Raw genomic sequence first — 23669 nt, 5'->3', positions numbered from 1 at the left:
CGCGCTATTTCCCCGCCCGTGCGGAGCTCGGGCGCGCCGGTTGCTCCGCCTGCTCTGGTTACTCCCCTTACTCCGGCTACTCCGCCTGCCCGTACGCCACCCGCCCGTCCTCCGCCGGGACGAGGCGGGCGGTGTCGCGGCGGGTGACGGCCCAGTACAGGACGCCGGGGACGGCGAGGCCGACCAGCCAGGAGATGTCGGCGCCGCCGAGCGGGGCCACCAGCGGGCCGGCGAAGAAGTGCGTGGCCAGGAACGGGAGCTGGGCGAGGACGCCGGTGGCGTAGACGGCGAGCGCCCGGCCGTTCCAGGCTCCGTAGCGGCCGGCGGGATCGCTCAGCGCCGGGATGTCGTACCGCTCCTTGGAGATCAGGTAGTAGTCGGTCAGGTTGATCGCCGACCAGGGGGTGAAGAACGCCAGGAGGAAGAGCAGGAAGTCCTTGAAGGCGGTCAGGAAGGAGTCCTTGCCCAGGAGGGCGACGGCGGTGCCGGCCACCATGATCCCGGCGATGTACGCGGCGCGGCCGCGCGGCGCGAGGGTGCGCCGGCCACGGAAGCCGCTGACGCTGGTGACCAGCGACATGAAGCCGCCGTAGGTGTTGAGGACGTTGATCGTGAGCTTGCCGAGGGCGATGACGAAGTAGAGGAACGAGGCGGTCAGGCCGGTCCCGCCGAGGCCCACGAGGTAGGTGACCTCGTGCCCGACGAAGGCGGTCGGTGCCGCGGCGGCGGCCAGCGCGCCGAACGTCATCGACCACTGCGCTCCCAGCACCGAGCCGGACAGCGTCCACCAGAACGTGGCGCGGGCCGAGGTGTGGCGCGGCAGGTAGCGCGAGTAGTCGGCGACGTACGGGCCGAACGCGAGCTGCCAGGACGCCGACAGGGACACCGCGAGCAGGAAGACCGGCAGGGCGAAACCGCGGTCGTGGAGGAGGTCGGCGAGATCGGCGCGCTGGAGCAGGCGGACGCCGAGACAGACGAAGGCGAGCGCGCAGACCAGGCCGGCGATCCGGCCGAGGGCGTGGATGAGGCGGTAGCCGACGGCGGCGACGACGGCGGTGACGGCCGCGAAGAGGAGGATGCCGGGCGTGTGGCCCAGATGCGTCAGCTCGCCGACCGCCTGCCCCGCCAGGACGCTGCCGCTGGCGAAGAAGCCGATGTACATCACGATGACCAGCGCGAGGGGGACCACCGCGCCGCGCACCCCGAACTGCGCCCGCGAGGTGATCATCTGCGGCAGCCCCAGCCGCGGGCCCTGCGCGGAGTGCAGCGCCATCACCGCGCCGCCCAGCAGGTTGCCGGTCAGCAGCCCGATCACCGCCCAGAAGGCGTTCGCGCCGAAGACGACGGCCAGCGCGCCGGTGATGACGGCGGTGATCTGGAGGTTGGCGCCGAGCCAGAGGGTGAACTGGCTGACGGCACCGCCGTGCCGTTCGTCGTCCGGGACCACGTCGATCGAGCGTTGCTCCACCACGCCTGGCATGTACGCGCCTCCCTGTATGGGTCCATGCAGGATCCAGGGTGGTGAAAGGCGGGTCAATGGGGGGAGTTGGGGACTTGGGGAGTTGGGGGGTTGGGGGGTGGGGGGCTGCGTCGGCTCCTGCGGGGGCTTCGTGGAAGGAGGAGACTGGTGCGGGGTGCTCCGGTAGCGTCGGCGGGCGCGGGACCGGGGGTCGGCCGACGGGCGGATGGGCGGGTTGGCGATGAGTGAGGTCACGGCGGAGGGCGGCAGCCGCACGGAGTCACCGGATGAGGTGGCGGAGCGGCTGGAAGCGCACCGTACGGAACTGACGGGCTACTGCTACCGCATGCTCGGGTCCGCCTTCGAGGCCGAGGACGCCGTCCAGGAGACGATGGTGCGGGCCTGGCGCGGCTTCGAGCGGTTCGAGGGGCGCGCGTCGATGCGGTCCTGGCTGTACCGCATCGCCACCAACGTGTGCCTGGACCTGCTCAAGGGCAGCCGGCGGCGGGCCCGGCCGATGGACCTCGCCTCCCCGTCGAGCGTGGAGACACCCGTCGGGACGGGGCTGCCCGAGGCCACCTGGATCGGGCCGGTGCCGGACGGGCGGGTGCTGGCCGCCGTCGCGGACCCGGCGGAGGAGGCCGTGGCCCGGGAGTCGGTCCGCCTGGCCTTCATCTCCGCGCTCCAGCGGCTGGCGCCCCGGCAGCGGGCGGTTCTGATCCTGCGGGAGGTGCTCGGCTGGTCGGCGAGCGAGGTCGCGGAGCTGCTCGGCGCTTCCGTGGCGTCGGTCAACAGCGCGTTGCAGCGGGCCCGCGCCACCCTCGCGGCGTCCGAGGACAGCGCCACCACCGGCCCGGCGCAGCCGCTGGACGACGAGCAGCGGGCGCTGCTCAAGCGGTACGTCGACGCGTTCGAACGGTTCGACATGGACGCGCTCACCGCCGTGCTCCACGAGGACTCGACGCTGTCGATGCCGCCGTACGAGCTGTGGCTGCGCGGCCGCGAGGACATCGTGAAGTGGATGCTGGGACCGGGCTGCGGCTGCCGGGGCTCGCATCTGGTGCCCCGTACGGCGAACGGCCGGCCCGCGTTCGGGCAGTACCGCGCGGACGGCACGCCGTGGGCGCTCCAGGTGATCGAGATGTCCGGCGGGCGGATCACCGCGCTCAACTCCTTCCTGGACACCGAGCGGCTGTTCCCGCTGTTCGGGCTGCCGGAGCGGTATGAGGCGGAGGTTGTGTGACGCCGGGGTGGTGTGAGGCGGGGGTGGTGTGAGGCCGGAGGGGTTCAAGGGCTGAGCTGAGGTGGCCGGGGGTTAGTGGTCGGGGGGGGGGACGGTGTCGGGGGCGTCGTCGGGTGTGTGGGGCCCGTAGGGGTCGTGGGACTTGTGGGGCGCGTGGGGCCCGAGGCGCAGCGGGCCGCTTGGGGCGCGTCGTCCGTGGTGGCGGTGGCCGTGGGGGCGCCGGTGGGCGTGGTGGTGGCGGTGCCCGTGGGGGTATCGGCGGTGCCGGTGCTCCCGGTGGTGGGCAGGGCCTCGGAGAGGCCGGTGCGGGCCAGGAGGAGGCGGAGCGCTTCGGAGGTCCGGTGCAGCCGGACAGCGGGAGCGCCGAGGCGGCGGGCGGTGAGCTGGAGGCGCAGCAGCGCCTCGACGCTGGTCAGGTCGGGGGCGCGGAGGGCGTGGACGTCGCAGAGCACCGCGGTCTGCGGGTGAGCGCTCAGGAGCAGGCGGAGGCGGTCGCACAGCGCCGGGATGTCGGCGGGGGTGAGCGACGGGCCGAGAGGCCAGATGACCGTCCTGGGGTCGGGCGGCACGGTCGGCCTCCTGTCGCCGGCGGGGTGCGGACGCCGACGGGAGGCGGCGCCCGTAGGAGAGACCGGCCGGGGCGGTGGAATTCATCGGCGGCGCGCGGGCGGGGCGTCACCCGGAACGAACGGGTGTCGCGCGGGCCGATGAGTTCGCGCGGGTGGCACGGTCTGACTTCCTGAACGGCCACCGACCCGGTGGCCGCAACGAAGGGACCGGATCATGAGGAAGATCACCGCTGGCCTGTTCGTCTCGCTGGACGGCGTCGCCGAGGCGCCGCAGGAGTGGCACTTCCCCTACTTCAACGACGAGATGGGGGCCGTCGTCCAGGCCCAGATGGACGCCGCGGACACCATGCTGCTCGGCCGCAAGACGTACGAGCTCTTCGCCGCGTACTGGCCGAACAGCGAGGACGACATCGCCGACCACATGAACAACACGCCCAAGCTGGTGGTCTCGGGCACCCTGGAGCGGGCGGAGTGGCAGAACTCCACGGTGGTCGGCGGTCCGGACCCGCTGGCCGAACTCGCCCGCCTCAAGCGGGAGCCGGGCAAGAACATCGCGGTCATCGGCAGCATCGACCTGGTGCGGTCGCTGCTGACGGCGGGACTGCTGGACGAACTGCAACTGCTCCTTCACCCCATCGTCGTCGGCAGTGGCAAGCGACTGTTCGACGAGGACGGCCGGATCCCGCTGCGGCTGGCCGAAAGCGCGACACTGAGCACGGGCGTGCTGTCGCTCGTCTACACGCCGGAGGAGAAGACGGAAGGCAAGCAGGAGGGCCGGCGGGAGGGCGAGCAGTAGGGCAAGCAAGGAGAGCAAGCAGGAGGGCGGGCGGTTCCTACCTCTTCGTCCTACCTCTTCGGCCCGGTGTGCGGCGGGGCCCGCGGGCTCGTACGGATTGCTCTGGCGTGCGCCGGACCGGCGCGGGCCGGGAATTCCGTACAGTCTGTCGACCAGTCGGTCGACGCACGACAAGGCCCCCGACCGGGCCGGGAGGAAGAGGCGATGAGCGGGGACGGGGACAACGGCGGCAACGGCGCGGTCGGTGACGCGGGCACGGACACGGCGGGCGGGACGCTGCCGGGGACCAGCAACGGCGCGGGCGATGCCGGCGGTGCGGTCGGTACGGCCGGTGCCGGTGGGGCGCACGGTGCGCCGGGCGCCCGGGGCACGCACGACACCGCGGCACGGCTCCAGAAGCTCTTCGAGGGGCACCGGCTGACGCCGACCCAGCGACGGATCGCGCACTGCATGGTGCGCCGGGCCGCCGACGCGCCGTTCCTCTCCAGCGTCGAACTGGCCGAGCTCGCCGGTGTCAGCCAGCCCTCCGTCACCCGTTTCGCGGTCGCCCTCGGCTTCGACGGTTACCCCGCGCTCCGCCGCCACCTGCGCGAGGTCGCGCCCGCCGAGCAGCCGGACGGCGCCGGCGCGTACAACGAGTACCAGCAGGCCGTCCAGGCGGAGATCGACAACCTCCGCCATCTCGCCGCCGCCCTGGCCGACCCGACGCCGGTGATGGAGGCCGGCCGCCTCTTCGCCGGCTCCCGCCCCCTGCCCGTCCTCGGCCTGCGCGCCGCCACCGCCCAGGCCGCCGGCTTCACGTACTTCGCCCGCAAGGTCCACCCCGACGTCCGTCTCCTGGACGAGGGCGGCACCCTGCTCACCGACCGCATCGACGCCTGCGTACGCGCCGGCGCCACCGTCCTCCTCTGCTTCGCGCTGCCCCGCCACCCCCGCGAGGTTGTCGAAGCCCTGGAGTACGCCCGTACGGCCGGCCTGACCGTCGTCACCGTCGCCGACAGCGCATTCGCCCCCGTCGCCCGCCACACCGACCTGCTCCTGCCGGCCCCCGTCGGCACCGGCCTGGCCTTCGACACGGCCTGCGCCCCCATGCTGCTGGGCCGGGTCCTGCTGGAGGCGATGTGCGACGCCCTGCCGGACGCCCAGGCCCGCCTGGAGGAATTCGACGCGAAGGCGGCGGCCCGCGGGCTCTTCGTGGAGTGAGGCTCCGCCCGTCGCGAGCGGACGCCGTCGCGGAGTGACGTGCGGGCTCGTTTTCAGGAAATCCTCATCGGGGCTCGCTACGATCCGCCGCCGTGGAGCCATACCGGCAGAGCGTTGCCGTAGAGCCGCACCGGCGCTCAGGGAGCCGGGCGCTACGGGCCCTGCCGGTTCACGGCTGTGACGTGGCGGTCTCGGGATGAGGAGGTCTGTCGTGGGACGCGGAGCATATGCGCTGGCGCGGGTAGCGGTGATCGTACGGGCGCCGGCCGGCCGGCTGTGGTGGCCGGGGCTGCTGGCCGCGGGCATCGGCACGCTGGTGCCGGGACTGGCCGGGCGCCGGATCGGATTGTGGGCGGGTGCGGCGCTGTTCGTGGTCACCGCCTTCGTGGTGTTCATGGCGCGCCGCGGTCGCTATACGGCCCTCGCGGGCGGGGCGTCGCGCGCGGGCAAGGCCGCCATCCTCCAGGACCGCGCGGTCACCCTCCGCCTGTGGCGACGGTCCCACCGCTGGTGGGTGCTCCTCGCCTTCCTGACGGCGGTCGGCTCGTCGTTCGCCCTGCCCGCCGCCGGCGGGCTGCTGATGGCCGGAGCCGGGCTCGGGCTGTGGGCGAAGGCGCTGTGGCTGGGCCACTGGGAACGCGAACACGACGCGCTGCTGTGGGTCCGCACCGAGTCCGCCACGCGCGGCGGCCCGGCGGGCAAGGACGTCCGCGGCTACCTGACCACCGGACCGGCAGCCGGAGACGCGGCCCCGGGCGGCGCCCGCGCCCGGACCCCACGCGGCGGCACCCGCACTCGGCGACGCGGCACCACCCACCGCCCGTCACCGGCGGCTGCGGGGCGGGGGTAGCGCTTCCCGCTCGCGGGGCGGGGATGGGGCTTCGTGCCCGCGGGGCCGGAATCGGGCCCGCCGCGCAGGCAGGAAGCCGGTGTAGGACCGGGAGGGACGAACCTCTGGTGTGCCAGGCCCGCCCCGCAGGCAGGAAGCCGGTGTCGGGGCTTGCCTGCGGGGGGCCTGGCCGCTGGGCGGAGGACGGGCCTGCGTGTGGTCCGGCCCGCCTGCCGCTCCCTGTCCGACCTCGCTCAGCATCCGAGCTCGCGCAGCGCGTTCACGTGCGCGGCGCCGCTCTCCGCGGTGAGTTCCTCCAGGGTCTGCGCGGTGCGGATGGTCGCGAAGCGGACGGTGCCTTCGGGGTCGGTGGCGTAGCCGTAGATGCCGGGGCGGGGGAGGGAGTTGTAGGCGAAGTGGGTGGAGAAGTAGTAGGCGCCGGTGTCCAGGAGCGCGGCGTGGTCGCCGGATTCCAGGAGGGGCAGGAGACGGTCCTCGGCCACCAGGTCGCCCGCGAAGCAGCACGGTCCGGCGATGTCCTGGGAAACCGGCGCACCCGGCTTGGGCCGCCCTTCGCCGTCGTAGGCCGCGATCCGGAGCGGCCAGGCGTCGGGCACGAACACCGTCCGCGTGGCCACCTGGGCGCCCGCGTGGGTGATCGCGATCGGTCGGCCACCGGCCGTCTTGGCGTACTCGACGCGGGCCAGGACCGTGCCGTGCTTGGCAAGCAGTGAGCGGCCGAACTCGGTGACGATGCCGTACCGCCCCGAGAACAGGCCGGGCACGACCGAGTGCAGCAGCCGCGCGTACTCGCGGTGGGTCGGGGTGACGGTCTCCGAGGCGAAGTTGACCGGCAGCCCGCCCCCGATGTCCAGGGTGGTGATCTGCCGCCGTCCCACCCGCCCGTTGATCTCCTCGGCGAGGTCGAACAGGGACCGCACGCCCTCGGCCATCAACTCCAACGGCATGCCCTGCGAGCCCACATGGGCGTGCAGCCGGGTCAGCCACGGGCGGTCGAGGTAGGACCGTACGACCCACTCGCGCGCACCCGCGTCCCGCAGCGCCACCCCGAATTTCGACGTGTCCGTGGCGGTACTCATCGCGCCGATGCTGCCGACGCCGATCTGCGGATTGACCCGGAGACCGACCGGCGCGGTGCTCGGCCCGGACGCCATCAGAGCGTCGATACGGTCGAGTTCCTCGCGGTTGTCGGCGTTGACCGCGATGCCGAGGGCCAGCGCCTCGCGCAGTTCGGCGCGGGTCTTGGCGGGGGAGTCCAGCACCGTACGGCCGGCCGACACCCCCGCGGCTCGGGCCAGCGCCAGCTCGCCGGGGCTGGCCACCTCGCAGCCGAGGCCCTCCTGCGCGAGCAGCCGCAGCACGGGCACGAGGGAGGCGGCCTTCACCGCGAAGGCGTGCAGCACCTCCGTCCCGGGGGCGGTGAACTCCTCGAAGGCGGCGCGCAGTTCACGCGCCGACCGGCGGATGCCGGTGACGTCGAGAAGTCCGGCCACGGGCTCGTCGGGGCTCACGAGCCCCTGCGCGACGGCCGCCCGCACGGCACGGTCTCGGTCCGGATCTGTCAGGGCGCCGGCCACCGGGCCGGTCACAGGGCCAGTCATGAGGCAACTCCATCATTGGGTGGGGTCCTCGCGCCACGCGTGGCCGGCGCCCGGGCCCGTCACGCCGCCCGCGCCCCGCTCAGCCCCGCCTTGCGGTGCCGTTCGGACAGGCGGGAGCCGGACTCGCGGCGGGCGGCGCGGCGCAGGAGGGGCACGGCGAGCAGGAAGCCGAGCACGGCCCAGGCGGTCAGCACCAGGGCGACCGTCGGCAGCTCCCAGGAGCCTGCCGGTTCGGCGGCCCGCGCGGCGTCCGGCAACAGGGCCGAGCGCAGGCCCTGCGCCATCCACTTCAGCGGGAAGACCGAGGCTATTCGCTGGACGACCTCCGGCAGCGAGGTGAGCGGGAACATGGCTCCCGACGTGGTGAGCAGCCCCATCACGGGCAGCATGATCAAGGCCAGTGCCTCGCGGGGATTGGGCAGCACCGCGCCGATGGCGGCGCCCAGCGGGACGACGGCGAGCAGTCCGAGGGCGCTGACCCATGCGAGGGTCAGCCAGCCGCCGGCGCCGTGCGGCAGCGGGCCGTCTACGAGTAGGGCGGCGGCGCCCAGCAGGACGGTCAGTGTGCCGAGCGCCATCACGACCACCAGCAGCGACTTGGCGATGAGATACGCCGGTATGCCACCGGGTGTGGCACGCAGCCGCAGCAGGGCGCCCTCTTCCCGCTCGGTCACCAGGATCTGCGGCAGATTGACCAGGCCGAGCTGGAAGAGGAGGTACGCGGCGAAGCCCGCCAGCGTCAGATGGGCCATCGGGACGTGGGTGCCGGGCACCCGGCCGCTGAGATAGCCGGCGAGCAGCAGCGCGACGACCACGTTGACCAGATGGCCGGTCATCTCCTTGGGGCTGCGGACCAGGTGCCGCACTTCGATGCGGCCGCGCAGCAACCCGGCCCGCCAGTGCCGCCGGGCGGCGCGCGGGCGCCGGTCACTCCGCCCGCCGCCGCGCCCGGCCACGGGAGGCGCGCCCGCCCCCTGAACGGGCCGGGATTGCCGGGCCGCCGGGTACACCCCGTCGGCCCCGCCGTCGCCCTCGACCGCGTCCCCCGCCGCCCTCCGGTGAGCTGTCTCCGTCATCTGTGTCCCCCTCATGCTCGTGCCGCGAGTCGTGCCGCGAGTCATGTCACGTGTCATGCCGCGTGCTCCTCCCCGTGCCCGCTCCGGTGCGGCTGCCGTCCTCGACGGCGCCCCCGGCCGGGCCGCCGGTCCGGCTACCGGCCCCAGCCCGGCTGCCGTCCCGGCCGCGATCCCGGCTCGCCTCCTGTTCGCCGTGGTCCGCCCCGCCGTCTCCGCCGTGGTCGGCCCCGGGGTCTCCGCCATGGCCCGCGCCGGAGTCTCCGCCGTGGTCCGCCCCGCCATCTCCGCCGTGGTCCGCCCCGCGGCCCCCGCCTCGTCCCGTGCCGACGTCGTCCTGGTGGAGCATGTGCAGATAGGTGTCCTCCAGCGTCGGGCGGCGGACCTCCAGGCCGGGTATCGGATCGGTCGCCTGTTGGTGGAGCTCCCAGACCAGGCGGGAGGGGTCCCCGGTGCGCTCGCGGCGCGGCGTGCCGTCGGCGGCCGTCCAGCGGACCTCGGCGTGCGCGGCGGCCCGCCGGGCCAGTTCCGCGGGGGTGCCGCAGGCCCGGATACGGCCGCTGACCAGCATCGCGAGCCGGTCGGCCAGCCGCTCGGCCTCCACCAGGTCGTGCGTGGTGAGCAGGACCGTGACGCCTTCCTCGCGGGCGAGCCGCTCGACCAGGGCGTGGAAATCGTGCCGGGCCTCCGGGTCGAAGCCGGTGGTCGGCTCGTCCAGGAAGAGGAGTTCGGGCCGGCCGACCAGGGCGAGGGCCACGTCCAGGCGTCGGCGCTGTCCACCCGAGAGCCGCTCCACCGGCCGGTCGGCCTGGTCACCGAGGCCGACCAGGGCCAGGAGCTCGGCCGTGTCGCGCGGGTGCGGGTAGTACACGCCGAAGTGGGCCAGCAGCTCGGCGACGCGCCAGCGGCGGTGGTCGCGCCAGGACTGCAGCACCATGCCGATCCGGCCGCGCCAGGCGTCGTCGCCGCGCGCCGGGTCCGTGCCCAGCACCCGGACCTCCCCGGCCGAGCGCTGCCGGAAGCCCTCCAGGATCTCGACGGTGGTGGTCTTGCCGGCGCCGTTCGGGCCGAGCAGCGCGAAGATCTCCCCGCGGCGGATCTCCAGGTCGATGCCGTGCAGCACGTCCCTGGCGCCGTACGCCATCCGCAGGTCACGCACGTGGATCACGGGCGGGCCGGACGCGGGCTGCGGCACGGAGACCGCCTCGCCCGGGTGCGGCTCAGGTCCGCCGGCCGCCTTCGTTCCCCAAGACGCCGTGGACGTGGCGGGCCGGGCCGGTGTGGATCGGGTTGCGGTCATCGGCTCGCCTCCGCGTGGTGCGCGGATCCGGCCGCGGCCCCGGGGGCGGACTCGCCCGCGGGGGCGGTGGCCCGGCCGGCGGTGGCCGCGGGCCCGGCGCCCTCGACGATGGCCCGGAGCGCCGCCACATGCCCCTCGAACGCGGCCCGGCCGCGGCCCGTCAGCCGGACCTTCGTACGCCGCTTGCGGCCGCCGCCCTCCTTGCGGATCTCCAGATAGTCCGCCTCCTCCAGCGTGTGGAGCTGCTTGGACAGCGCCGAGTCGCTGAGCGAGAGGCTGTCGCGGATGAACGGGAAGTCGGCCCATTCCGTGGCCGCGAGGAGCGCCACCACCGACAGCCGGGTGGCGGGGTGGATCAGTTCGTCGAAACCCGTGGGAGTGCTCACCGGACCGCCCTCCCGGGAGCCGCCGTGGTGCGGCGGCCGCGCAGCGAGCTGATCGCCCAGCGGTTGGCGGGGCCCACGAACAGGACGAAGACGGCCGTCGAGACGGTGGCCTGATAGAGGCTCGCGAACGGCAGCGCCAGCCACTCGGCGAGCCGGCCGGAGGCCAGGATCGTCCCGCCGGTCACCACCATCCCCGCCAGGAACGTGGCGAAGGACCGCCAGGTGTGGCGCGAGCGGTGCAGCCGCACGCGGGTCCTGCGGTTGTAGATCACGCCGAGCGTGCCCAGCAGGGCGACGTAAACGGCGAGCACCAGCCAGAACCCCCACCGGGGCAGGTCGAGCCCCAGGCTGGCCAGGAAGACCCACATGATCGCCGCCGTGACATAGGTCGCCCCCGCATCCCCCGACGCGGTGCGCTCGACCTCGTCGTACACGCGCTCCTGCGGCACCCGGATGCGCTGTAGATCCTTCCAGGCCTGCTCGGCGTCCACCGATGTGCTCATGACCTTCGCCTCCCCAAGACGATTTCCCCGTTGACTTGCCTGCTGGGAAAGTTAGCACCGGCTTTCCGAGTGGGCAAGTCGAAATCGGTGGTCTCGGGGTTTTGTCAGGGTCGGGTGGCGCGGCCGGTTGTCGCGCCTCGCGCCGGGCGCCCCGCCGCGCCCTGTTGACTAGTGATATTCAGTGACGCCAATATGTGAATAGCTCAATCCATTCGACGTCAGGGAGGCACGGCCCATGTCGGGACCGCGACCCGTGCGGGCACCGCGCGGTACGGAGCTCAGCGCTCGGGGATGGCAGCAGGAAGCCGCGCTGCGCATGCTGCAGAACAACCTCGACCCGGAGGTGGCCGAACACCCCGACCAGCTCGTCGTCTACGGCGGCACCGGCAAGGCCGCCCGTGACTGGCGCTCCTTCGACGCGATGGTGCGCACCCTGACCACGCTCAAGCAGGACGAGACGATGCTCGTCCAGTCCGGCAAGCCGGTCGGCGTCATGCAGACCCACGAATGGGCGCCGCGCGTGCTCATCGCCAACTCCAACCTCGTCGGCGACTGGGCCAACTGGGAGGAGTTCCGGCGCCTGGAGGCCCTCGGCCTGACCATGTACGGCCAGATGACGGCCGGTTCGTGGATCTACATCGGCACCCAGGGCATCCTCCAGGGCACCTACGAGACCTTCGCGGCCGTCGCGGCCAAGAAGTTCAACGGCACCCTCGCCGGGACCATCACCCTCACCGCCGGCCTCGGCGGCATGGGCGGCGCCCAGCCCCTCGCCGTCACCATGAACGACGGCGTCGCGATCTGCATCGACTGCGACCCGCGCGCCATCGAACGCCGCATCGAGCACCGCTACCTCGACGTACGGGCCGACAACCTCCAGCACGCCCTCCAGCTCGCCGTCGAGGCCCGCGACCAGCGCAAACCGCTGTCCATCGGCCTCCTCGGCAACGCCGCCGAGCTGCTGCCCCGGATGCTCGCCGAGGGCGCGCCGATCGACATCGTCACCGACCAGACCAGCGCCCACGACCCGCTGGCCTACCTCCCCCTCGGCGTCGACTTCGACGACATGGCCGCCTACGCGGCCGAAAAGCCCGCCGACTTCACCCAGCGGGCCCGCGAGTCGATGGCCACCCACGTCGAGGCCATGGTCGGCTTCATGGACGCCGGCGCCGAGGTCTTCGACTACGGAAACTCCATCCGCGGCGAGGCCCAACTCGCCGGATACGACCGCGCCTTCGCCTTCCCCGGCTTCGTACCCGCCTACATCCGCCCGCTGTTCGCCGAGGGCAAGGGCCCCTTCCGCTGGGCCGCGCTCTCCGGCGACGCCCGCGACATCGCCGCCACCGACAAGGCGATCCTCGACCTCTTCCCGCAGAACGAATCGCTGGCCCGCTGGATCAAACTGGCCGGCGAACGCGTCCACTTCCAGGGCCTGCCCGCCCGCATCTGCTGGCTCGGCTACGGAGAGCGCGACAAGGCCGGTGAGCGGTTCAACGAGATGGTCGCCGACGGCACCCTGCGCGCCCCGCTCGCCATCGGCCGCGACCACCTCGACTGCGGCTCCGTCGCCTCGCCGTACCGCGAGACCGAGGCCATGAAGGACGGCTCGGACGCCATCGCCGACTGGCCGCTGCTCAACGCCATGGTCAACGTCGCCTCCGGCGCTTCCTGGGTCTCCCTCCACCACGGCGGCGGCGTCGGCATGGGCCGCTCGCTGCACGCCGGCCAGGTCACCGTCGCCGACGGCACACCGCTGGCCGGCGAGAAGATCCGCCGGGTGCTCACCAACGACCCGGGCATGGGCGTCATCCGGCACGTCGACGCGGGCTACGAGCGCGCCGACGAGGTCGCCGCCGAGCGCGGCGTCCGCATCCCGATGCGCGAGGGCGACGACGCCGGGACCGCGGGCGGCCGGGCCGGAAGCGGGGACGCGTGACCTCCTCGTTCCACGAGATGTGGGAGGAGTTGCGGCCCCTCGGCCGCGACTCCTCCTCCGGGGGCTACCGCCGCTACGCCTGGACCGCCGCCGACACCGACTGCCGGGCGTGGTTCCGGGCCCAGGCCGAGGCCCGCGGACTGGCCTACGAGCTGGACCGCAACGGCAACCAGTGGGCCTGGCTCGGCGCACGCACCTCTCAGGACGTGGCCGACGGCGACGCCGTCGTCACCGGCTCGCACCTCGACTCCGTGCCCGACGGCGGCGCCTTCGACGGGCCGCTGGGCGTCGTCTCCTCCTTCGCCGCGCTCGACGAACTCCGCCGCCGGGGAGCCGAGCCCGGCAAGCCGCTGGCGATCGTCAACTTCGGCGACGAGGAAGGTGCCCGCTTCGGACTGGCCTGCGTCGGCTCCCGGCTGGCCGCCGGAGCGCTGACCGCCGAGGCCGCGCACCAACTGCGCGACGGCGACGGCACCACCCTGCCGCAGGCCATGGAACGGGCCGGATACGACCCGGAGGCCATCGGCCCGGACCCTGGGCGGCTCGCCAAGATCGGCGCGTTCGTCGAGCTGCACGTCGAGCAGGGCCGCGCCCTGGACCTCTCCGGTGACGCCGTGGGCATCGCCTCCGCCATCTGGCCGCACGGCCGCTGGCGGTTCGACTTCCGCGGCGAGGCCAACCACGCCGGCACCACCCGCCTCGACGACCGGCGCGACCCGATGCTCACCTACGCCGCCACCGTGCTCGCCGCCCGGGAACAGGCCCGGCTGGCCGGCGCCCTGGCCACCTTCGGGAAGATCAGCGTGGAGCCGAACGGCGTCAACGCCATCCCCTCGCTCGTCCGCGGTTGGCTGGACTCCCGCGCGGCCGACCAGGACACCCTCGACACCGTCATCCACGGCATCGAACGGGCGGCCGCCGAGCGCGCCGCACGCGACGGAGTGGACCTGGACGTCGTTCGCGAATCCTTCACGCCGGTGGTGGAGTTCGAGCACGCCCTGCGCGACGAACTGGGCGCCATCCTCGGCAAGGGAGCGGAGCGCGCGGTGCCCGTCCTCGGCACCGGCGCGGGCCACGACGCCGGTATTTTGTCCGGCACCGTCCCCACCGCCATGCTGTTCGTACGCAACCCCACCGGCGTCTCCCACTCGCCCGCCGAAGCGGCCGACGAGGACGACTGCGTCGCCGGGGTCACCGCACTCGCCGACGTACTGGAGGGGCTGGCGTGCCGCTGACGCCGCAGGCAACACCGACGACGTACTGGCTCGAACACGCCTGGCTCGGCACGCACGTCGAGCCGGGCGTCACCGTGGACGTGGCGGACGGGCGCCTCACGGCGGTCCGCACCGGGGCCGCCGCCCCGCCGCCCGGCGCCGTCACCCTGCGCGGCCTGACCCTCCCCGGCCTCGCCAACGCCCACAGCCACGCCTTCCACCGCGCCCTGCGCGGCACCGTCCAGGTCGGCTCCGGGACGTTCTGGACCTGGCGCGAGGTGATGTACGGCGTCGCCGACAAGCTCACCCCCGAGACCTATTACGCCCTCGCCCGCGCCGTCTACGCCGAGATGGCCCTGGCCGGCGTCACCTGCGTCGGCGAATTCCACTACCTCCACCACGCCCCCGGCGGCACCCGCTACGCCGACCCCAACGCCATGGGCGAGGCCCTCATCGCGGCCGCCGCGGACGCCGGCATCCGCATCACCCTCCTCGACACCGCCTACCTCTCCGCCGGCTTCGGCACCCCGCCCAACCGGCACCAACTGCGCTTCTCCGACGGCACCGCCGACGCCTGGGCCGAGCGCGCCGACGCCCTCAAGGACGGCCGCGAGCACGCCCGCGTCGGCGCCGCCATCCACTCCGTACGCGCCGTCCCCGCCGATCAGCTCAGCACCGTCGCCGACTGGGCCCGGGAGCGCCGGGCCCCCCTGCACGTGCACCTGTCCGAGCAGACCGCCGAGAACGACGCCTGCCACGAGGCCCACGGCCGCACCCCCACCCAACTGCTCGCCGACCACGGCGCCCTGGGCCGCCGCACCACCGCCGTGCACGCCACCCACCTCACCGCCGACGACATCGCCCTGCTCGGCGGCAGCGCCACCGGCGTGTGCATGTGCCCCACCACCGAACGCGACCTCGCCGACGGCATCGGACCGGCCGCCCGGCTCCAGGCCGAGGGCAGCACCCTCTCCCTCGGCAGTGACAGCCACGCCGTCATCGACCTGCTCGAAGAGGCCCGCGCCATGGAACTCGACGAGCGGCTGCGCACCCGCACCCGCGGCCACTGGACGGCCGCCGCCCTGCTGCGCGCCGCGACCGCCGACGGACACGCGGCGCTGGGCTGGGACGACGCGGGCACCCTCGAACCAGGGGCGCTCGCCGACCTCACCACGATCGCGCTGGACTCCGTACGCACCGCCGGACCGCTGCCCCGACTGGGCGCCGAAACGGCCGTATTCGCCGCCTCCGCGGCGGACGTACGCCACACGGTCGTGGGCGGCCGGCAGATCGTCCGGGACGGGCGGCACACCCTCGTCCCCGACGTGCCCGCCGCACTCGCCGCGGCCATCGCCGCCGTACGCGGCTGACGCGCCCGGCCCCCGCGCCGAGCCCGCCGTGCCCCGAGCCGCAGAAGGAGAACACCCCCGCGATGACGACGACCTCCACGCCGACCACCGCCATCACCCACATCGCCCAGCTCGTCACCAACGACCCCTCCCTCGGTGAAGGCCCCCTCGGTCTGATCCAGGACGCGGCGGTCGTCATCGACGGCGACCGCATCGCCTGGGTCGGTGCGTCAAGCAAAACACCCGCCACTGACAACGCCGTCGACGCCGCCGGCCGCGCCGCCGTCCCCGGCTTCGTCGACTCCCACTCCCACCTGGTCTTCGCCGGGGACCGCACCGCGGAGTTCAACGCCCGTATGTCCGGCCGCCCTTACTCCGCCGGCGGCATCCGCACCACCGTGGCCGCCACCCGCGCCGCCACCGACGAGGCCCTGCACGCCAACGTCGCCCGCTACCTCGCCGAAGCGCTCCGCCAGGGCACCACCACCCAGGAGACCAAGTCCGGCTACGGGCTCACCGTCGAGGACGAGGCCCGCGCGCTGCGTATCGCCGCCGCGCACACCGACGAGGTCACCTTCCTCGGCGCCCACATCGTCTCCCCCGACTACGCCGACGACCCGGCCGGCTACGTCGCCCTCGTCACCGGCCCGATGCTCGACGCCTGCGCGCCGCACGCCCGCTGGATCGACGTCTTCTGCGAAAAGGGCGCCTTCGACGGCGACCAGGCCCGGGCCGTCCTGACCGCCGGCAAGGCCAGGGGCCTGCAGTCGCGGGTGCACGCCAACCAGCTCGGGCACGGCCCCGGCGTCCAGCTCGCCGTCGAGCTCGACGCCGCCTCCGCCGACCACTGCACCCACCTGACCGACGCCGACGTCGACGCCCTCGCGCAGTCCCGGACCGTCGCCACCCTGCTGCCGGGCGCGGAGTTCTCCACCCGCGCCCCGTGGCCCGACGCGCGCCGACTGCTCGACGCGGGCGCCACCGTCGCGCTGTCCACCGACTGCAACCCCGGCTCGTCCTTCACCAGCTCCATGGCGTTCTGCGTCGCGCTGGCCGTCCGCGACATGGGGATGACACCCGATGAGGCCCTGTGGTCGGCGACCGAGGGCGGCGCCCGCGCCCTGCGCCGCACCGACGTCGGCCGGATCACGCCGGGCGCCCGCGCCGACCTCGCCCTCCTGGACGCGCCCTCACACGTCCACCTCGCCTACCGGCCGGGCGTACCGCTCGTGACGGACGTGTGGCACAGGGGAGTGCGCGTCTGAGCGGCGGCCTGGGTCGGGGCGGTGCGCGGCGCGCCCGAAAACCACCAGCACGCTCTGCGACCGAGCGGCTACCGGCGCCCCGGCTTCCCGCCCACCCCAGCAGAGGAGGGCCCGTCCCCAGCGATGCTCGGGGCAGGCCCTCCTCCGCGCGGGCGGCTACCGGTCGGTGACCGGCGGGCGACCGCGGTCGCTCACTCCTCGACCATGAGCCCCTTGCGCAGCCGCACCAGCGTGCGGGAGAGCAGCCGGGAGACGTGCATCTGGGAGATGTTCAGCTCCTCGCCGATCTCCGACTGCGTCATGTTGGCGACGAAGCGCAGCGAGAGGATCTTGCGGTCGCGCGGCGGGAGCTCGGCGATCAGCGGCTTGAGGGACTCGACGTACTCGATGCCCGCCAGTCCGTTGTCCTCGTAGCCGATCCGGTCCGCCAGCGCGCCTTCGCTGTCGTCCTCCTCGGGCTGGGCGTCCAGCGAGCTGGCCGTGTAGGCGTTGCTCGCGGCCATCCCCTCGACGACCTCGTCCCTGGTGATGCCCAGGCGCTCGGCGAGCTCCTGCACGGTGGGCGCGCGGTCCAGCTTCTGGGCCAGTTCGTCGCCGGCCTTGGCGAGGTCCAGGCGCAGCTCCTGCAGCCGCCGCGGTACGCGCACCGACCAACTGGTGTCGCGGAAGAAACGCTTGATCTCGCCGACGATCGTCGGCATCGCGAACGTCGGGAACTCGACGCCACGGCTCAGCTCGAAGCGGTCTATCGCCTTGATCAGGCCGATCGTGCCGACCTGGACGATGTCCTCCATGGGCTCGCTGCGGGAGCGGAACCGGGAGGCCGCGAACTTCACCAGGGCGAGATTGAGCTCGACCAGGGTGTTACGGACGTACGCGAATTCGTGGGTGCCTTCCTCAAGCGATTCCAGGCGCTCGAAGAGGGTCTTGGACAGGGCCCTCGCATCCACCGGACCCACCTCGTCGAACGGCGGGATCTCAGGCAGCGCGTCGGTCTCGTTCTCAGCGATCTCCGCCAGTTCTGATTCGACGGGGAGCGACTGGGAAGGGATCTGCCCGGTCGGGTCGGACGGGGGTGTCGACGACGCGTGCTGCCGGGTATGAGCGGTGCGCATTTCGTCGAGCCGGGGTGACATGGTGTCCTCCATCGTTCTCGGCATATGGCTGCCGATGCCTCTACGTGAAGCTGCGGTGTGCGGCGCCTCCAAAGCCGGCCGTGTCGAATGTGTCTGTTCTTGCCTACCTGGCTTTGCCCGAAGATGGCAAGTGCGTGTTGTCCGTATTTCGCGCTATATGCCGATTGTTCAGCTACCCGTACGCGGCGTGAGGGCGTAGGGTTCGACACGCGCAGTCGTAAGCAAATCAGTCGTCGAGACAGCAAGAGGGGTGCGCGCGCATGGACCGCGGGACGGTCGACAGTGCAAGCCGGGGCCGGCTTCACGTCGTGATCCGGCATCACGGCACCAGCGCCATCGTGACCGTCGCGGGTGAGCTTGATCACCACACCGCGGATTTGTTGCGTGAGTCACTGGAAGGCTGCGTGGACGACGGATACGCACGCCTTGTGGTGGATTGCTCACCCCTTGAATTCATGGATTCCACGGGACTCAATGTGCTGCTCGGTGCGCGCCTGAAAGCGGAAGCCGTGGGGGGCGGGGTTCACCTGGCCGGAATGCAGCCGGTGGTGGCCCGGGTCTTCGAGATCACCGGCGCGGAGGCGGTTTTCACGGTGCACGATTCCCTCGGCGCGGCACTGGCCGACTGACGGTGACGGGAGTGTCCGGAAGGTTGCGTTCCGGGCACGTAGTCCGTGTCACAACTTCCGTACCCAAGAAGTGGGTGTTCTCACGGTCCGCTCGGGCAGGAGACATCTGAATCCGTTGAACTCAGTCAGGTAGCTGTTGTCCGTGAAAAGGCGAATCGGTGAGGTGAAGCGCTGATGAGCACCACCCGGCCGTACCCGCCGGGCGATCTCGGCCCGGAACCGGGTAGCGCCGGCGCCTCAGCCGCCGTCCCGGCCGCGATCCCGGTGGGCCAGATCCGCCGCCTGCGCCTGGCCGGCACCCGGGGTGCCGTGGCGCGCGCCCGCGATTTCGCCCGGCAGGGCCTGCACGACTGGGGCTGGCTGCCGGCCGCCAACGCCGACCAGCGGGCCGCGGCCGAGGATGTGCTGCTCGTCGTCTCCGAACTCGTCACCAACGCCTGCCTGCACGCCGAAGGGCCGGAGGAGCTGCGGCTGCGGTGCAGCTCGAAGATGCTGCGCCTGGAGGTCAGCGACCTCGGCGCGGGCTCACCGGCGCCGCGCAGCCCGCACCGCCCGGGGCGCCCCGGCGGGCACGGCATGTTCATCGTGCAGCGCCTCTGCCTGGACTGGGGTGTCGTACGCAACCCCGACGGCACGGGCAAGACCGTCTGGGCGGAGCTCGCCGCACCGTCCTGAGGACGCGGCGGAGCGGGAGAGGTGAGCGCGGGCCTGTGGGCCCGCGTTTTTTCGTGCGCCCGGCCGGATTTCCCCGCGTGGTGGTCCCCGCCCCGATCGGGGCTGTGATGTGCCTTCCCTCGGCAAGGCCCCCGGCGTACCTTGACGGCCAATCTGATGCGCCGTCAGCAGCGTTCGGCGGTGCGCTCTCCGGGAGAAGGGGAACTCGACGTGGCCCGCTTCCACGAACAGCACGGCCGGCGTCCGCGCCGCACCGCCGGCCTGGCCGCGGCGGCGGCGATGACGGCGGGATCCGCGGTGATGCTCACCGCACCGGCCGCCCACGCCGCGGTCGTCGACGTCAACTACCAGTGCAAGACCCCGATCGGCAACAAGGGCGCCGTATCGCCCATCGACATCAAGGCGACGCCTGGCGGCAGCGCGTACAAGCTGGTCATGTCCTTCCAAAAGGGCGTCTCCTCCAGCCCCGTCGAGCTGGGCAAAGGGGCGATGAAGCCCAGCGCGCTGATCAAACTGGGCGGGGCCGAGAGCGGCACGGTCGCGGTCGCCGGGCCCCCCAATGACCAGGCGATTCCGGCCAACACCCCGATCAAGATCAGCGACCTGAGCGGTACGTACACGCCCAAGGGCAGCGGCAAGGTCACCTTCACGGCCTCCACCCTCACCATCAAGGCCCTGGGGACCACCACCACCTGCACGCCGAGCAACAGTCCCGGTCCCTCGCTCACCCTGGACGTCAAGGGAAGCGGCGGCTCTGGCGGGAGCGGGGGCGCGGGCGCGGGTTCCTCCGGTGGCCGACTGCCGCAGACCGGACCGGCGGACTCCGCCGTGGCGCTGGGCACCCTCGGCGGGACGGTCCTGCTGGCCGGCGCGGCCGGCGCGCTCTGGCTGACCCGCCGCCACCAGCGTCCGGTCTGAGAGCCGCCGATGCCGTTCCGTACCCGCACAGGGCTCGCCGGCGCGGGCCTCGCGGCCGTCGCCGTGCTGCTGTGCCCCGCCACGGCAGGGGCCCGGCCGGCCGCCGCACCCCTCGCCGCGCCCACCTCCGGCACCGGCTGGTCGGCCGTGCCCGCGCCCGCCGACGGCGCCCGGCCCGGCGCGCGGGACCGCCCGTACTTCTACCTGGAAGGCGGGGCGGGCGCCGTCATGACCGACCGGCTCTCCCTCACCAACCCCTCCCGACACACCGTCACCCTCCGGCTGCGCGCCGCCGACCACGGCTCCGGCGCCGGGGCGTGGATCGCGCCGGCCGCCAAGGAGGTGCGCATCCCGCCGCGTACCCGCGCCGGCGTGCCGTTCACGGCCACCGTGCCCCGGGACGCGCGCCCCGGCGACCACCCCGCGCTGCTCGTCGCGACGGGCGCCGGCGCGACCGCCCGCGTACCGGTCTATCTACGGGTGACCGGACCGGCGTTGTCCGCGCTGACCGTCGAGAACGTGTCGGTGAGCGGGCGGGGAAGCGCCGCGGTCATCGCGTACACGCTGGTCAACCGCGGTAACACGGTCCTCCGGCCGCGCCTGGCGGTACGCGCCGACGGTGCGGACGGGCCATCGCCCCGCCCCGAGGCCCGCGCCCTGCCGGTCGAATTGCCGCCGGGCCGGCGCCTCCAACGCACCGAGAAATGGCCCGATCCACCCGCTTTGGGCACGGCGAAGGTGCGGCTCACGGTGACCGCCGAGGGCGGCGCGCGCGGTACGGCCACGGCCACCTACACCGCGGTCCCGTGGGGCGCGGCGGCCGCGGCGGCGCTCGCCCTGGTGACGGCGGGAGCGGGCGGCTGGGCGGTTGTACGGCGCCGGGGCCGGGGCGGGGAGGCGGAGGAACGCGGTGAGGCGGCGGAAGGGGGCGCGACGCCGTGTGCGGAGGGCGATGGCCGGACCGCCGTCCCGTCCGCCGCCCCGCGCCGTCCCGTCCGCCGAGCCCTGCGCCGGGCCGCCACCGCGCTCGCGCTCCCACCGGCCATGGTCGTCGCCTTCGTGCTCGCCCTGGGCCTGTCCCTCACCCCGCCGCCCACGGCGCACGCCGCCTCTCCGTACGAGACGAGCCCCCGCCCCCACCCCTCCGTGGCGCTTTCCGACCAGGAGGCCGGCAAGGGCGGCACCCTGACCGTGACCGGTCACGGCTGGCGGCCCAAGGCGCTGCTCACGCTGCTGATCTGCGGACAGAACATGATCGGCGGTACCAACGCCTGCGCGAACGGCGACGGGCGGGCCGTCACCACCGACACCCGGGGCGCGTTCCGCAAGCGTCTGCCGGTCGCCGAGCCGCCCAAGCCCTGTCCATGCGTGGTGCATGTGGCGACCGTGACGGGAGGGACGCAGGCCGCGGACGCCGTGCTCAAGGTGGCGGGCCATCCGGTGGCGCCGCTGCCCCGGGAGAGCACCGGCGGCCGCCTGGCCGTAGTGGACCGGCCCCGGCTGGAGGGCAGCGGCGGCCTGCTGACCTGGTTCGGCGCGCCGCCGCAACGGGAGTTGGTCGTCACGGTCGGCAACGTCGGTTCGGCGCCCGCCACCGACCCCGTCTTCCAGGTCGGCACCTCGCACGGCGTCTTCGCCCCCGTATGGGAGGAGCAGCAGTGGCGGGGCAGCGTGCCCGCCGGGAAGAAAGCCGAGATCAGACTGCCGGTGGAACTCGCGGTCGGCGCGCACGGCGACTATCTGGTCTCGCTGAAGTACGGCGGCAGGATCCTGGTCGAGCAGCCGTGGGGGGTCGGCCGGCCGTGGGGTGTGACGCTCTTCTGGGTGCTGCTGTGCCTGGTGATCCCGACGGCGGTGTTCCGTATCGGGATGGCGATCGTGGACCGCCTGCGTCCGCGCCCGCACCGGCCGCACCGCCGCGCGAACGACGGGGGCAGACCCCCCGTACGCGGCAGATCCCCCGTACGCGGCAAGGCGGGGGAGCGGCCCGGTCCGCCGGACGGCTCCGCCGCGCTGCCGTGGTTCACCCCGGACACCGCACCGTCCACGACCACATCAACCGAACGACCGACGTCGAAAGGTTCTGCGTGATGAGGCAACGGAGGAGAGCCGGTGTGGCCTCGGCGGCCGCGCTGATGCTCGCGGGTGCGGGTGTCCTGGTCACGGCCGGGCCCGCCCGGGCCGCGGAAGTGGCGTACCGGACGGAGTGTCTGCCGCCGCCGATATCGGGGCTGCCACCGGTCCAGGGCACGACGAAGGTGGAGGTCAGCGCGCCGGCGACGGCGAAGGTCGGCGACGAGATCGAGGTGGTGTGGAAGACGGTCGAGGGAGCGTCGAAGAACCCCGACATCCTCGATCTGGGCGCCGACACCGTCCAGCCGACCGGCATCATCAAGGTGGCCGGGGCACAGGCCGGGGAGCTGGCGATGAAGGGCGCGCGGGAGAATCCGCCGATCCCGAAGAACAGTCCGATGAAGCTGTCCGACATGAAGGGCCGGCTGAAGCTGGAGAAGCCCGGCGAGGTCACGCTGGCGCCCGGTTTCTACAACATCAACGTCAACAAGCCGATCTCCACGGACACCAAGTGCTCACCCAAGGAGGCCGTGAAGCCCGCGGTCACCATCACGGTGACCGATGGCGGGGGCACGACGGGCGGTACGACCACCGGCGGCAGCGGCGGTACCAGCGACGGCGGTACGAGCACCGGCGGGACAAGCACCGGCGGGACGACCGACGGCGGCACGAGCGCCGGTACGTCGGGCGGTTCGGGCACGTCGGGCGGTACGGCCGGCTCTGGCGGATCGGCCGCTTCGGGCGGATCCGGCGGTACCGGCGGCGACCCCGACGGCACCGCCTACAAAGGCACGGAAGTGCAGGTCCCCTACGCCTGCAAGACCCCCATCGGCGACAAGAAGGCGACCTCGCCGGTGCAGATCAACGCCGTGAAGAAGGGCGGCGCTTACGACCTCACGGTGAAGTTCCGCAAGTCCGTCATGGACAGCCCGGCGGACATTCCCAAGGGTTCGGTCAAACCGTCGATGGACGTCAAGGTTGGCGGCGCGGACAAGGGGACGGTCAAGGTGGACGGTCCGGCGAACGCCGAGCCGATCAAATCCGGGCAGCCGATCGAGATTCCCGATCTGAAGGGCACGTACAAGCCCGGCGCGACCGGGAAGGCGACGCTGACACCGGGCGTGCTCACCGTCAACGCCCTGGGGACGACCACGACCTGCACCCCGGAGAAGGACCCCGGCGTCTCCCTGGCACTGGACACCTCGGCCCAGCCGGGCGGCGCTTCCGGAGGCTCGGCGAGTGGTTCCGCGGGCGGCTCGGCCGATTCCGGCGGTGCCACCGCCGGGACGGCCGGCGCCTCCGGCTCCACCGGCGGCGGACTGGCCGAGACCGGCGCGAGCGACCACGGCGGCCTGGCCGCCCTCGGCCTCGTCGCCGGGACCGTCATCCTGCTGGGCGGCGCGGTCTTCACCTTCACCCCGTGGCGGCGGCTGCGCCGTTAGCACCCGCCCACCGCACACAGAAGGGCCCGGCACGATCAACGTGCCGGGC

The 23669-nt window shown here is 73.3% G+C and carries 20 protein-coding genes and 1 pseudogene; 13 read left to right on the top strand and 8 right to left on the bottom strand.

Annotated elements, in window-relative coordinates; translation table 11 throughout:
- Positions 1-76: 76 nt before the first annotated feature.
- The gene (locus ACZ45Z_RS11725; RefSeq protein WP_468360026.1) at positions 77-1480 is read right to left on the bottom strand and encodes a purine-cytosine permease family protein; all 1404 of its coding nucleotides are present in this window, start codon (positions 1478-1480) and stop codon (positions 77-79) included.
- Between the two features lie 220 nt (positions 1481-1700).
- On the opposite strand from ACZ45Z_RS11725, the gene ACZ45Z_RS11720 reads away from it, so the two are divergent.
- Positions 1701-2702 (top strand): sigma-70 family RNA polymerase sigma factor, encoded by a 1002-nt coding sequence (locus tag ACZ45Z_RS11720; protein WP_468360023.1) that lies wholly within the window; start codon positions 1701-1703, stop codon positions 2700-2702.
- A 44-nt stretch (positions 2703-2746) separates the two neighbouring features.
- Here ACZ45Z_RS11720 and ACZ45Z_RS11715 read toward each other — a convergent pair whose 3' ends face one another.
- Positions 2747-3271 carry an STAS domain-containing protein gene (locus ACZ45Z_RS11715; protein WP_468360020.1) on the bottom strand — a complete coding sequence of 175 codons (525 nt, stop codon included), beginning with the start codon at positions 3269-3271 and terminating at the stop codon, positions 2747-2749.
- 214 nt (positions 3272-3485) lie between these two features.
- On the opposite strand from ACZ45Z_RS11715, the gene ACZ45Z_RS11710 reads away from it, so the two are divergent.
- From ACZ45Z_RS11710 to ACZ45Z_RS11700, 3 genes are all read left to right on the top strand, one after another.
- Entirely contained in the window at positions 3486-4067 is a 582-nt protein-coding gene (locus ACZ45Z_RS11710; RefSeq protein WP_468360017.1) for a dihydrofolate reductase family protein, read from the top strand.
- Positions 4068-4271: 204 nt separating this feature from the next.
- A complete protein-coding gene (locus ACZ45Z_RS11705) occupies positions 4272-5270 on the top strand; it encodes a MurR/RpiR family transcriptional regulator (protein ID WP_468360014.1) in 999 nt (332 codons plus the stop codon).
- A gap of 211 nt (positions 5271-5481) precedes the next feature.
- Positions 5482-6120 carry a hypothetical protein gene (locus ACZ45Z_RS11700; RefSeq protein WP_468360011.1) on the top strand — a complete coding sequence of 213 codons (639 nt, stop codon included), beginning with the start codon at positions 5482-5484 and terminating at the stop codon, positions 6118-6120.
- A 233-nt stretch (positions 6121-6353) separates the two neighbouring features.
- On the opposite strand, the gene ACZ45Z_RS11695 is transcribed toward ACZ45Z_RS11700, so the two are convergent.
- The 5 genes and pseudogenes from ACZ45Z_RS11695 to ACZ45Z_RS11675 all read right to left on the bottom strand — a co-directional run bounded on the left by ACZ45Z_RS11695 (position 6354) and on the right by ACZ45Z_RS11675 (position 10983).
- The gene (locus ACZ45Z_RS11695; protein WP_468360008.1) at positions 6354-7721 is read right to left on the bottom strand and encodes a type III PLP-dependent enzyme domain-containing protein; all 1368 of its coding nucleotides are present in this window, start codon (positions 7719-7721) and stop codon (positions 6354-6356) included.
- Between the two features lie 59 nt (positions 7722-7780).
- Positions 7781-8797: an ABC transporter permease gene (locus ACZ45Z_RS11690; protein WP_468360004.1), complete on the bottom strand. Its 1017-nt coding sequence runs from the start codon at positions 8795-8797 to the stop codon at positions 7781-7783.
- Between the two features lie 322 nt (positions 8798-9119).
- Positions 9120-9938: pseudogene (locus ACZ45Z_RS11685) on the bottom strand (ABC transporter ATP-binding protein); the annotation flags it as partial.
- Positions 9939-10090: 152 nt separating this feature from the next.
- Positions 10091-10480, bottom strand: coding sequence for a transcriptional regulator (locus tag ACZ45Z_RS11680; protein WP_468360001.1), 390 nt, complete (start codon positions 10478-10480; stop codon positions 10091-10093).
- Entirely contained in the window at positions 10477-10983 is a 507-nt protein-coding gene (locus tag ACZ45Z_RS11675; RefSeq protein ID WP_468359998.1) for a hypothetical protein, read from the bottom strand. The genes ACZ45Z_RS11680 and ACZ45Z_RS11675 overlap by 4 nt, the downstream gene beginning before the upstream one ends.
- Positions 10984-11218: 235 nt before the next feature.
- Here ACZ45Z_RS11675 and hutU point away from each other — a divergent pair, with 235 nt between their 5' ends.
- From hutU to hutI, 4 genes are all read left to right on the top strand, one after another.
- Complete coding sequence (gene hutU, locus ACZ45Z_RS11670) at positions 11219-12919, top strand: urocanate hydratase (protein ID WP_468359995.1); 1701 nt, start codon at positions 11219-11221, stop codon at positions 12917-12919.
- On the top strand, positions 12916-14154 hold the full coding sequence (locus ACZ45Z_RS11665; RefSeq protein WP_468359992.1) for an allantoate amidohydrolase: 1239 nt from the start codon (positions 12916-12918) through the stop codon (positions 14152-14154). The genes hutU and ACZ45Z_RS11665 overlap by 4 nt, the downstream gene beginning before the upstream one ends.
- The gene (locus tag ACZ45Z_RS11660) at positions 14145-15503 is read left to right on the top strand and encodes a formimidoylglutamate deiminase (RefSeq protein ID WP_468359989.1); all 1359 of its coding nucleotides are present in this window, start codon (positions 14145-14147) and stop codon (positions 15501-15503) included. The genes ACZ45Z_RS11665 and ACZ45Z_RS11660 overlap by 10 nt, the downstream gene beginning before the upstream one ends.
- A 62-nt stretch (positions 15504-15565) precedes the next feature.
- Complete coding sequence (gene hutI / locus ACZ45Z_RS11655) at positions 15566-16747, top strand: imidazolonepropionase (RefSeq protein ID WP_468359986.1); 1182 nt, start codon at positions 15566-15568, stop codon at positions 16745-16747.
- A 191-nt stretch (positions 16748-16938) separates the two neighbouring features.
- On the opposite strand, the gene ACZ45Z_RS11650 is transcribed toward hutI, so the two are convergent.
- On the bottom strand, positions 16939-17895 hold the full coding sequence (locus ACZ45Z_RS11650; protein ID WP_468359983.1) for an RNA polymerase sigma factor SigF: 957 nt from the start codon (positions 17893-17895) through the stop codon (positions 16939-16941).
- Positions 17896-18143: 248 nt separating this feature from the next.
- Between ACZ45Z_RS11650 and ACZ45Z_RS11645 the strand changes: the two genes are divergently transcribed.
- The 5 genes from ACZ45Z_RS11645 to ACZ45Z_RS11625 all read left to right on the top strand — a co-directional run bounded on the left by ACZ45Z_RS11645 (position 18144) and on the right by ACZ45Z_RS11625 (position 23620).
- Positions 18144-18512, top strand: coding sequence for an STAS domain-containing protein (locus ACZ45Z_RS11645; protein WP_468359980.1), 369 nt, complete (start codon positions 18144-18146; stop codon positions 18510-18512).
- A 174-nt stretch (positions 18513-18686) separates the two neighbouring features.
- Positions 18687-19187 carry an ATP-binding protein gene (locus ACZ45Z_RS11640; protein WP_468359977.1) on the top strand — a complete coding sequence of 167 codons (501 nt, stop codon included), beginning with the start codon at positions 18687-18689 and terminating at the stop codon, positions 19185-19187.
- A 210-nt stretch (positions 19188-19397) separates the two neighbouring features.
- Complete coding sequence (locus ACZ45Z_RS11635) at positions 19398-20105, top strand: LPXTG cell wall anchor domain-containing protein (protein WP_468360770.1); 708 nt, start codon at positions 19398-19400, stop codon at positions 20103-20105.
- A gap of 1044 nt (positions 20106-21149) precedes the next feature.
- A complete protein-coding gene (locus tag ACZ45Z_RS11630; protein WP_468360767.1) occupies positions 21150-22196 on the top strand; it encodes a hypothetical protein in 1047 nt (348 codons plus the stop codon).
- A gap of 44 nt (positions 22197-22240) precedes the next feature.
- Positions 22241-23620, top strand: coding sequence for a hypothetical protein (locus ACZ45Z_RS11625; RefSeq protein WP_468360764.1), 1380 nt, complete (start codon positions 22241-22243; stop codon positions 23618-23620).
- The last annotated feature ends 49 nt before the right edge of the window (positions 23621-23669 follow it).

The organism is Streptomyces sp. NPDC031210, assembly GCF_055570395.1.
The sequence above is the reverse complement of the archived record's forward strand: the minus strand, read 5'-3'. Positions and strand labels throughout refer to the sequence as shown.